This window comes from Streptomyces sp. MnatMP-M17, from assembly GCF_900091995.1.
GTDB lineage: Bacteria > Actinomycetota > Actinomycetes > Streptomycetales > Streptomycetaceae > Streptomyces.
Genome location: NZ_FMDK01000591.1, coordinates 1 through 7,236 on the forward strand (window position 1 = coordinate 1; position 7,236 = coordinate 7,236).

The 7,236-nt window shown below is 68.7% G+C and carries 10 protein-coding genes, 1 tRNA gene and 1 pseudogene; 1 reads left to right on the plus strand and 11 read right to left on the minus strand.

Annotated features, from left to right (window positions below):
* Positions 1 to 311 precede the first annotated feature (311 nt).
* Positions 312 to 384 (plus strand) — tRNA-Lys (locus tag GA0115259_RS25205).
* A gap of 995 nt (positions 385 to 1,379) precedes the next feature.
* Here GA0115259_RS25205 and GA0115259_RS39690 read toward each other — a convergent pair.
* The 11 genes and pseudogenes from GA0115259_RS39690 to GA0115259_RS25270 form a co-directional block, all read right to left on the minus strand.
* The gene (locus GA0115259_RS39690; protein ID WP_176732648.1) at positions 1,380 to 1,544 is read right to left on the minus strand and encodes a hypothetical protein; all 165 of its coding nucleotides are present in this window, start codon (positions 1,542 to 1,544) and stop codon (positions 1,380 to 1,382) included.
* A 388-nt stretch (positions 1,545 to 1,932) separates the two neighbouring features.
* The gene (locus GA0115259_RS25225) at positions 1,933 to 2,775 is read right to left on the minus strand and encodes a helix-turn-helix domain-containing protein (RefSeq protein ID WP_093601278.1); all 843 of its coding nucleotides are present in this window, start codon (positions 2,773 to 2,775) and stop codon (positions 1,933 to 1,935) included.
* Positions 2,772 to 3,308: a DUF6879 family protein gene (locus tag GA0115259_RS25230; RefSeq protein WP_093601280.1), complete on the minus strand. Its 537-nt coding sequence runs from the start codon at positions 3,306 to 3,308 to the stop codon at positions 2,772 to 2,774. Before GA0115259_RS25230 ends, GA0115259_RS25225 begins: the two co-directional genes overlap by 4 nt.
* Positions 3,309 to 3,310: 2 nt before the next feature.
* Positions 3,311 to 3,514, minus strand: a complete 204-nt coding sequence (locus tag GA0115259_RS25235; protein WP_093601282.1) for a hypothetical protein — start codon at positions 3,512 to 3,514, stop codon at positions 3,311 to 3,313.
* A 166-nt stretch (positions 3,515 to 3,680) separates the two neighbouring features.
* Entirely contained in the window at positions 3,681 to 3,953 is a 273-nt protein-coding gene (locus GA0115259_RS25240) for a hypothetical protein (protein WP_093601284.1), read from the minus strand.
* Positions 3,944 to 4,372 carry a hypothetical protein gene (locus GA0115259_RS25245; RefSeq protein ID WP_093601286.1) on the minus strand — a complete coding sequence of 143 codons (429 nt, stop codon included), beginning with the start codon at positions 4,370 to 4,372 and terminating at the stop codon, positions 3,944 to 3,946. Before GA0115259_RS25245 ends, GA0115259_RS25240 begins: the two co-directional genes overlap by 10 nt.
* Positions 4,372 to 4,692 (minus strand): hypothetical protein, encoded by a 321-nt coding sequence (locus tag GA0115259_RS25250; protein WP_093601288.1) that lies wholly within the window; start codon positions 4,690 to 4,692, stop codon positions 4,372 to 4,374. The genes GA0115259_RS25245 and GA0115259_RS25250 overlap by 1 nt, the downstream gene beginning before the upstream one ends.
* Positions 4,693 to 4,736: 44 nt before the next feature.
* Positions 4,737 to 5,471, minus strand: coding sequence for a peptidoglycan recognition protein family protein (locus GA0115259_RS42165; protein ID WP_237540486.1), 735 nt, complete (start codon positions 5,469 to 5,471; stop codon positions 4,737 to 4,739).
* Positions 5,472 to 5,539: 68 nt separating this feature from the next.
* The gene (locus GA0115259_RS25260; RefSeq protein ID WP_093601290.1) at positions 5,540 to 6,049 is read right to left on the minus strand and encodes a hypothetical protein; all 510 of its coding nucleotides are present in this window, start codon (positions 6,047 to 6,049) and stop codon (positions 5,540 to 5,542) included.
* Complete coding sequence (locus GA0115259_RS25265; RefSeq protein WP_093601292.1) at positions 6,046 to 6,543, minus strand: hypothetical protein; 498 nt, start codon at positions 6,541 to 6,543, stop codon at positions 6,046 to 6,048. The genes GA0115259_RS25260 and GA0115259_RS25265 overlap by 4 nt, the downstream gene beginning before the upstream one ends.
* Positions 6,544 to 6,553: 10 nt before the next feature.
* Positions 6,554 to 7,236: pseudogene (locus GA0115259_RS25270) on the minus strand (hypothetical protein); the annotation flags it as partial.

Below are 7,236 nucleotides of genomic sequence, written 5' to 3' on the forward strand. Positions count from 1 at the left end.
TTCCGCGCCGGCGCCCACGACCGCCCGGCCATCCGCCGCGACGACCACCGCGGCGGCTCCACCGGCACCGGCACCGGCTCCTTCGGCCGCCGCGACGACAAGCCGCGCTGGAAGCGCAACGGCTGACCATCACCCGATCTGACGCCCCACCAGGGCCCGTGCCCCACCCCCAGGGTGGATCACGGGCCCTGCCCCGTCCCACTCACCTTCCGCCCCTTCCCCGCCACCCCACCGACGCGCGACATCCCCACGACCCGATACCCGATCGGCGCACCGCCCCCGGCGGGCTATGCTCGTATGTGTTGTGCCGAGGGCCGTTAGCTCAATTGGCAGAGCAGCGGACTTTTAATCCGTTGGTTGTGGGTTCGAGTCCCACACGGCCTACCCCTCAGCCCCAGGTCAGAGCCCATCTGACCCGGGGTTGCTGTTATTTACATCGGGCATACCGGGACGCGCGCTCAACCGAAGCTCAATCGAAGTGCAAACGATCACGGGTTCTCGGTTCCTGAGGAGGGCCTGGCGGTGGCGTGCCACTCCTGAGCCTTCCGAAGATCGAACCTGCGTTGCCGACTGGCGATCGGCTCGACGGGGAGTCCCTGCTTGATCCAACGGAGCACCTGCCAATCGGACACCCCGTAGTACGTCTCGAACTGTCGCTGTGTGAGGAGCGGCATGAGGCCGTCCGGAAGGGGCACGACGCGGTCAACTTTCCTCGGCATCCGACTCCCTCGGTCTTTGCTGGCTTCGTACGGACTGATGCCTCTCCACGCGATTGCGTCCTGGCACCACCCGAACGTGGGGATTCATTCCTGGCCGGTATGGCACAGGCATGCCGCCCGGTGCATCGGGCAGTCCTTCCTGCCGTCACACCGATTCGACAGTAGGAGATGAGCCTTGAACCCAGCAGAACGCTCACTACGTGCTCGCTTTGCCGCGCACAAGAGTTGGGGCAACACCCTCGACAGGGCGGGCCGCACTGCTGCCGCCCGTAAGGCCTCGCATCACACGCGGTTCGTCGTCCAGGCCCGCGAACTGCACCCGGATGCTACGGACGAGCAGATCGATCAGGTCGTTTCGTCGCTGCGGAAGGCGCACTACGCCAAACTAGCTCTCTTGTCGGCGCAGGCGCGGCGCCGCAAGCGGCGGGGAGAGGGAACCTGAGCGGACTCCGGACGCCTCACACCTACTCCGAAGCCGCGGTTCACCTTCGCGTCGAAGAATCATGGCTGGGTCGGCACATCAAGCGCCTCCCGCACCCGAAGTTGGACGCGAAAAAGCCCCGGCCGCCGTGGCGGCCGGGGCCTGCTGTGCATATCAGTCCTCGGCGGAACGATGAACCCGCCGCGCGCCCGGACGCATCGGCCGCACGGCAGGGGTTACTAGGGGCAGGCCCACACCTCGGCGTCGAGGACGTGGACGCCCGCCCGGCCGCGCGCCCAGCCGCAGTAGACCGCGCCCGTCGTCAGCGGCTGGCCGCACGCGTAGCAGGCCCGGCCGGCCCACTGCTCGGTGGACAGGTCGCCCGCGGGCGGTATGGGCGTCAAGTAGCACGGCGCTCGCCTGGTCCGTCCGCTCCTCTCCTCCGACACTGCGGTCACGCCCGCGGTCGGAACGCTGCCGCGCTTGCCCGGAGCCCTGACAGCAGGTCATCAATGGGGACTTCCGACACCGGGGTGAGCCCGCGCTGTTCGCGGCACGGGGCGCAGGCGTAGAGGCTCCCGCCGGGCCCTGACCCGGATTCGATGATCTGGACCAGTACGGCCGTCTCGGAGGGTCCTTGGTGGTAGTGGCACCAGAAGTACTGTCCCGGTTTCGCGGCGCTTGAGGCGCTCGTCTCTATGGCCATGCCAAGGACCGTAGGAAGGGCGGGGGCACAGGCGCTTGCCGATTGCTCGGGATTGCGCGAGCAGGCGGGCAGTTGACGCGGTTTGCTCACGAGGAGCCGAAGACACTCCGAGCGCGGGCGATGAGCCGGTGTGCCGGGGCCCCGTGCGCCGCACTGGCGTTCAAGGCATCCCACACCCGTCCGTACAGCTCTACGTCCTCCGGGGCCTCGTACTGCAACTCGGTGTTGATCGTCTCCACGACGACGCGTCCCTCGTCGAAGATCCAGAAGCCGTGTTTGGGCGTCAGCGGGAGCGGGGCGCCGAGCGGAACGATGCCCAGCTCCACTGTGCTCATGCCGATCAGCCCGATAAGCCGGTCCAACTGCGCGGCCATCACTGGTGGGGTGCAGATCAGCGCATGGAGAGCGCCTTCCCAGATCAGCACCCGGAACAGCTTGCCCACCTGGTAGAGCACCTCTTGTCGCTTCATGCGGGCGTGAACCGCTTCCTCGGTGTCGCGCGGCGACCGCATCAGCTTGGCGTTCTGGATCAGCAGGTGCCGGGCGTAGTCCGGCGTCTGGAAGAGACCCGGGATGACGGTCGCTTCGTAGCCGCGGACTGTGGCTGTGCGCTGGTACTCGACGACATAGCGGTCCTGGACCGACCGGTGGCCGGCCACGAGCTGGCGGCGCCATGACCGCTGCTGTGACTCCAGCCCGCGGCGACGGCTCTCAAGATCAGCCGTCTGACTGGCTACGCCGGTCGCTTCGGCCCACGCCGCCAGGTCCTCGGCGGAAGCGGTCTGCTTCCCGTGTTCCAGCCGTGACACCTTCGAGGGCTGCCAGCCCAGTTTGGCCGCGAGGTCCTTGCCGGTGAGCCCGGCCTCGGCGCGCAGTTCCCGCAGGCGCGCGCCGAGGGCGGCCCTCGCGTTCTGGAAGTCCGTGGTCACACGGACGAACGTACCTGTGCCCACACCTCGGCAGTAGGGAGTGCAAGGGGCATGGCCGCGTCGCGGGCCCGGCAGGCAGCGAGCACGTCGGTACTGTCCTCGACCAGCTCGACGCCGATGGTGGTGTCGGTCTCGTCGATATGCATCCGGACCAGGGTGCGTGAGTCGAAGAGCCAGAGGTCGTAATCGGGAAGCTCCAGCCGTTCCGCCTGGGCCCGGGAAAGCACGCGGATGTCCTCGCCGGCCGCCACGTTCCCGGCCGCGGTCGCCATGAGGAACCGCTGCCCGTCCGTGGGCGGTTCGTCGACGATACGCACCCGGGAGAACCGTGCCCCGTGCTCTGCCTTCGCGCGTACGTTGACGTTCCAGGGGTGATCAGGCTCTGGCTGCGGATCGATGCCGCGCATGAACGCCTGGAAGCGCGGACCGTGCCGGTCGGATGCGTAGCCACGGCGCGTCTCCAGCCGGAACGCGGTGTGCTCGAAGTCCTCGAAGAGGTGGGCGATCTCCGAGAACGGGATCAGGTTCGGCACCGTTACTCCTTCGGCGCGAAGCGGGTCAGCAGCTCGCGCGGGATGACGACGAACGTCTCCCTATCTCCGACATCGCGGAGCTGGGCGAGATCCTCGGGATCGGTGAGCCGGTCGCCCTGGACCACGATGTCACCTGTCTCGACAACCTCGTAGAGAGTTGGGCAGTTGCCGTGTTCGGACGTGGTGCCGATGAAGCGGAGCGTCACGGGTGTCTCCCTTGCTGGTCGGGACACCAGCATGCTGGCAATCACCCACAACCGGGGTGTAGTTGCGCACGATTGCCGATGCCTGGCGCCAGTCTGTGCGTTGCGCGCAATCCACGGGCCCAGGACGCACGAAAGCGCCCCGCCTCCCGAAGGAGACGGGGCGCTGTCATCGCCGCCAGGGCGTCAGGTCCAGGTCGACAGGTGGCTCCGGAGGCTGCCCAGCGCGGGTGTCCGGCTCCACCCGCTGAGCCCACCGCAACAGGTCCAGCACAAACGACGTGAGGAGCTTCCTCTGGACCCGCTCGTCCTTCAGCTCCTTGTCGAGCCGCTCAGTGATCGCCGTGAAGTCCGACCGCCGGTTCGTCGCGCGGGACTGCGTCCACGTCAGCAGCCCCACCAGCAGTGCCACACCGGCCGCGGCGAGCGCGCCTATGTCCACTCCGCCCCCTTCCTTAGATGCGCAGGCGGCGGGTCGTCCAGACCCGACAGCCACACGATGGCCAGCGCCAGCGCCACCCAGATACACGCCGACCCGGACGCCGTCGGATACTTCGGCACCGCCGTGGTGAACGCCGCGGCCCACAGGCCTGCCAGCGCGGCGAGCCCGGTGAAGCCGGCGGCCTGCCAGCGCGGGCAGCGCACCAACATGCCCGCGACGATCGCGACCGTACCGGCCGTCACCCACAGCCAGCCGAGGACGCTCAGGGGTACCCAGCGGGTGATGACGTCCAGCATCTGGGTGGTGCCCGCCCTGGGGTTGGCGAGGATGCCGAGCGCTCCGTATCCGGCCCAGCCCGCGCCGAGGGTGATGAGGATGGCGCGGCGACGGCTGAACGGCGCCCCCGTCGCCGCGAGCATCAGATTGTCCGGGGGGTGCTGGTCTTCGAGCCGACGTCCTGCGCCCGTCCTGCGATGCCGGTCGGCTTGTAGAGGCCGAAGTGCATGAGGACGCCAGTGGCGAAGGAGACGAGAGCGAGCACGGCGGCGGTGCCGACGCTGTAGTCGTCGCCGGGCGCCCCCAGTTCGACGAGGAAGCCGTTCAGGGTCGACAGGGCGAGGAGCAGCGTGGCCTTGACGCCGGCGTTCACCACGCGGGTGGTGACGAGGCCTACGAGGACGGGCAGCACGACGGAGATGAGCAGGCCCAGCCAGTAGGCGGAATCGAGCGAGGCAGTCATGAGGAGATCCGTTTCTGTTCAGACGGGTTGGGCTACTGGGGGTATTACGCGCCGAGCTTCTTGCGGATCGCGGCTGTGTCCGCGCTGATGCGGCGGACGCGGGTGACGAGGTCCCGGAACACCGTCCGACCGCTCCAGTAGTGGTCCGGGCTCTTCTTGTCCGGGTTGTAGTCGGCGGCGTCGCTCGGCGCGTCGAAGGCGTCCTTCGACAGCAGCCTGTCTACGACCCTGTCGGCGATGGCATTCATCTGGGCTTCCGTCACTTCGTCCTCCTGGTCGGGTCGGGGTGCGCCCTTCTGGACCCACGCGTAGAGCGGGCCTCCGGGGCAGGTGGTGGCGTACCCGTCGCGGTGGCCCTTGATCTCGGTTCCGGCGCCGTTCTTGCGGAGCAGGTCGATGCCGTCGCGGATCGCGCCGAGCATCTCCGGGGTGGGCTCGGTCAGGCCGGACGAGCCGACGAGACCGAGGATCGCGTAGTGCGCGCGGTTGAGGTCCTGGCTGCCGTTGGCGCCGGTCCGCCTCCCGAGGCCGCGGCCTTCCAGCAGGTAGCCGTGCGGGCAGGCCGCGAAGTTGTAGGCGACGTCCGAGTAGTTCTCCACCTTGTTAGCCAGGTGGGAGGCGCGTATGGCCTTCCACTCGGCGAGGCATGCGTCATGGTCGGTCAGCAGCTTGGTGGAGACTGCGGTGCCTTCGTAGTGGACCTTCACCCCGCGAGTGCTGGCCTGTGCCGGTGCGGCCGAGGCGGGCCAGCCGAGCGCTGACCTGGAGACGAGCTTCATCGATCCCCCTTCCAGGGGCATACGGAAAGCCCCGGCCGGTGGCTCGGGGCTCGAGTGTTGGGGTGGGGTCAGGTGGCGGACTGGTAGACGCCGTACACCCGGACGATGTCCGCGGCGGCGAGGGTCCAGGGCACAGTGGCGGTCCAGGCGTCCCAGTCGCCGATGGTGGACACGGACGGCCACCAGCAGGTACCCGTCGTGGTGGCGCCGGACGGCAGCGTGCACCGGCCGACAGCGAAGTTCACGCTCCCGGTCCGGGAGCACTGGAGGTCGAGGAGGCCGGGCGTGCTGCCGGCCGACCCCGCGACGGGCAGGCCGATGCTGAGGTTGCCGCTGCCGAACGTGGTGGTCGATCCCGCAGTGAACTGGGCGAACACCATGACGGTGCGGCCCCATTTCATGTAGCGGCCGGTCAGTGTCCCGTTGCCGAGGACGGGCGCGGTGCCGGTGCTCACGAAGGTGGGCGTGTAGGTGGTCCACGCGTCGAACATCGAGTTGAACTGGTCGCGAATCTCCACGTTGAGCATGGCGTCGGTGACGATCTCGCCGACGACCCAGGTGCGTGGGCTGAAGGTCATGGCGCCGCCAAGTCTGATGGGGCCACTGTGCCCGGCGGGTCGTTGGGCGGCGCGCCAGGATCTTCCGGCGGGACCGGGGGAATCGGGTTCGCGGGGTCTTCGGGGTGCCACCAGTTCCGCAGGTGGGTCTGCGGGATCTGCATCATCTCCGCCTCGACGGTCCCCGGGTCGTCGGGGACGATCAGCGTGACCCAGTCCCGTTTGCACTCCGTGCAGCCGAACCGCAGATCGACGAGGCTGACCAGGCAGGCGCTCCCGCAATTCGCGCAGTCACCCAGCCAGCGGTTGTGATTGACGCGCGCGTAGACCGGGGGCGCGCCGAGGACGAACGCCGTGGGGACGGGTGTGCGGCGGCCCAGTCGGTAGTCGACCCAGTGGTAGACCAGCTCCGCGCCGGCGATCCCGGACCAGTCGGGCGCGGGCCGGCCAGGTCTGGGGCCGGGCGGCAGGTAGTAGGTCTCCGCGCGCAGCACGGGGACGACAGGGGTGGTCAACAGGGTCTCCTCAGTAGGCGAGGCGGGTGGTCTGGCCGAGCAGTCCGTACACGGGGTCGCCGAGGACCCATACGGAGTCGCGGGCGCTGGCGCTGGTGCGGAAGGTGATGACGTGGGACTGCTCGCCGATCAGCTCCGTGTAGCCCTCGACGGTGACGCGCATCTCGCTGACCGTCTGGGCGGGCATGTTGTAGACGCTGAAGAAGCTGGAGATCTCGGCGTCGAGGATGTCGCTGTAGAACGGCAGCGTGAACGCCTCGATCTCCACCTCACGGAGTTCGGGCTCCGGGTCGGCGTAGCGGGAGACAGTCCAGTGCGCGGCGGACAGCACGCTGTTGTCGGTCATCTTCAGCAGGTTGAGCGCGCCCGGCTGGTACAGCCCGAACGCGGCGATGCTCGCGGCGTCGGTGGCCCGCTGCACCGCGCCGCCCGGCCTCGATGCCTCGATCGAATTGACGAGTTTCTGGTCGTCGTCGGCCAGCCCTACACCGCCGGTTTCCAGGTCGGCGTAGTCGACGGTGAATACCTCGTTGAGCGGGTCCGGGTTGTAGCGCACGTCCCGCGACTGGTAGGCGAGCCCGTACCAGTCCCGCTCCGCGAACAGCCGTCCGGACTCGGTGGACTCCACCTCCTGCATGCGGGCCAGGGGGCCGCTGCCGCCTTCGCCCTGGGAGGCGACCGGGTCGTGGGGGG

Excerpts from the sequence above, each read along its gene's own strand:
- GA0115259_RS42165 (WP_237540486.1), bottom strand. The coding sequence starts at position 5,471 with ATGAAGCTCGTCTCCAGGTCAGCGCTCGGCTGGCCCGCCTCGGCCGCA.
- GA0115259_RS25250 (WP_093601288.1), bottom strand. The coding sequence starts at position 4,692 with ATGACTGCCTCGCTCGATTCCGCCTACTGGCTGGGCCTGCTCATCTCC.
- GA0115259_RS25245 (WP_093601286.1), bottom strand. The coding sequence starts at position 4,372 with ATGCTCGCGGCGACGGGGGCGCCGTTCAGCCGTCGCCGCGCCATCCTC.
- GA0115259_RS25260 (WP_093601290.1), bottom strand. The coding sequence starts at position 6,049 with ATGACCTTCAGCCCACGCACCTGGGTCGTCGGCGAGATCGTCACCGAC.